At 65.4% G+C, this 2,034-nt stretch carries 1 protein-coding gene and 1 pseudogene; both read left to right on the top strand.

The annotated features are described in order from the left end of the window. Nucleotides 1–800, top strand: a pseudogene (locus AHiyo1_RS00330) (FAD-dependent oxidoreductase); the annotation flags it as partial. A 9-nt stretch (nucleotides 801–809) separates the two neighbouring features. Continuing rightward, a complete protein-coding gene (locus tag AHiyo1_RS00335; RefSeq protein WP_059387239.1) occupies nucleotides 810–1,913 on the top strand; it encodes a polyprenyl synthetase family protein in 1,104 nt (367 codons plus the stop codon). Nucleotides 1,914–2,034 lie beyond the last annotated feature (121 nt).

Genomic DNA, 2,034 nt, shown 5'->3' on the forward strand with positions numbered 1-2,034 from the left:
GTCCGCTCGGCGTCGCCGTCCGCACCTACTTCACCTCGCCCCGACACGACGACGACTGGATGGAAGGCTGGCTTGAGCTTCCGGGCAAGTCCGGAAAGCCGCTGCCCGGTTACGGCTGGGTTTTCGGCGTCGGGGACGGCACGTCCAACGTCGGCCTGGGCATCCTGAACTCCTCCAAGGAATTCGGCAAGCTCGACTACAAGCAGGTCCTGCGCGAATGGACCGCCGGCATGCCGTCCGAGTGGGGTTTCACGCCCGAAAACCAAGTGGGGGAGATCCGCGGCGCCGCGCTGCCGATGGGCTTCAACCGCACGCCGCACTACTCGCCGGGGCTCATGCTCCTGGGCGACGCCGGCGGCATGGTTTCACCATTCAACGGCGAGGGCATTTCCTACGCCATGGAGTCCGCCCGATTTGCGGCCGAGTTTCTTGTTGATGCGTCCGTCCGCTCGCGTTCAGCCCGGTGGACAGCCGACGACGCCGACGCGCACCTTTCGCGGTACGCGGACTACGTGCGGGACCAGTGGGGTTCACACTTCACCCTGGGCCGTGTCTTTGCCGCACTCATTGGCAAGCCCGCCGTCATGAAACTCGCGCTACGGACCGGCATGCCCATTCCGGTTCTTATGCGCTTTGTGGTGCGGATGCTCGCCAACCTCACGGATACGTCCGCCAAGGGTTTCGAGGACCGCGCCATCCGCGTCCTCGAGATGCTGGTCCCGGCCACCTCCAACACCACGTCCACCGCCGCTTCCACCCGTACCGGCACCGAATCAACGCTTTCCTCCGCGAAAAGTTAGGGTTAACCCGTGACTCACTCTGCCGAACACAGCTGGACGCACGCCGGGCACGGCTTGCCGGATGCTGTCGAACCCGCTCCCACCACCACCGCGATCGCCACTGGCCTGCAGCTTCCTGCCGGTTTTGCGGCTATCGCCAAGGACGTGGAGCTCGGTCCTGCCATCACCACCAACCTTGCCCGCGTGGAAAAGAAGCTCCGCGAAGCAATCGCCAACTCGGATCCCCTGGCTGACGCAACGTCGCGTCACCTGGTGGAAGCCGGCGGCAAGCGCATCCGCCCGCTGTTGACTCTCCTGTGTGCCCACCTCGGTGACGCCTCCCGTCCGGAAGTGGTCCAGGCCGCCGTCGTGGTTGAACTGACCCACCTCGCCACCCTCTATCACGACGACGTGATGGACTCCGCGCCCTACCGCCGCGGTGCCCCCACGGCGCACGAAGTCTGGGGCAACTCGGTAGCCATCCTCACGGGTGACCTGATCTTTGCCCGCGCCTCGATCCTGGTGTCAGAGCTCGGTTCGCGTGCCCTGGGGATCCAGGCCCGCACCTTCGAACGCTTGTGCCTCGGGCAACTGCACGAAACCGTGGGCCCACGCGAAGGCGAGGACGCGGTGGAGCACTACCTCTCCGTCATCGCCGACAAGACCGGTTCCCTGGTTGCCGCCTCGGGCCAGCTGGGTGCCATCTTTGCCGGCGCCGACGAAGCCTTCGAAGACGTGCTCGTGGAGTACGGCGAGAAGGTCGGCGTGGCCTTCCAACTAGCCGATGACGTCATCGACGTGACCGGCGTCAAGGTTAAGTCCGGCAAGTCTCCGGGCACAGACCTCCGGGAAGGCGTTCCCACGCTGCCCGTCCTCCTGCTCCGCAAGGCCGCCGACAACGGTGACCACTCCGCCGTCGAACTCTTGAAGCTGGTTGACGGCGACCTGTCCTCCGATGAAGCCCTGGCCCTGGCCGTCGCGGGGCTCCGCGAGCATCCTGTCACCGCGGAATCCTGGGTGATCGCGCGCCAATGGTCCGCTGAAGCCATCGAAGCCTTGAAGCCGTTGCCCGAAGGCGTGGTCAAGGAGTCGCTGACCAACTTCGCACACGCTGTAGTGGAGCGCGCCAGCTAGTCCCTGGCGGCGTGGGCAGCCCTGCAGAGGGTGCCGTCGTTCTCGCCCCTTTTCCTTCGTCGCAGACCCAACTGACTCGCAGTTGTGTCGTTTGAGCCGGTTATACGACAACAACTGCGAG

This window comes from Arthrobacter sp. Hiyo1 (assembly GCF_001263615.2).
GTDB lineage: Bacteria > Actinomycetota > Actinomycetes > Actinomycetales > Micrococcaceae > Arthrobacter.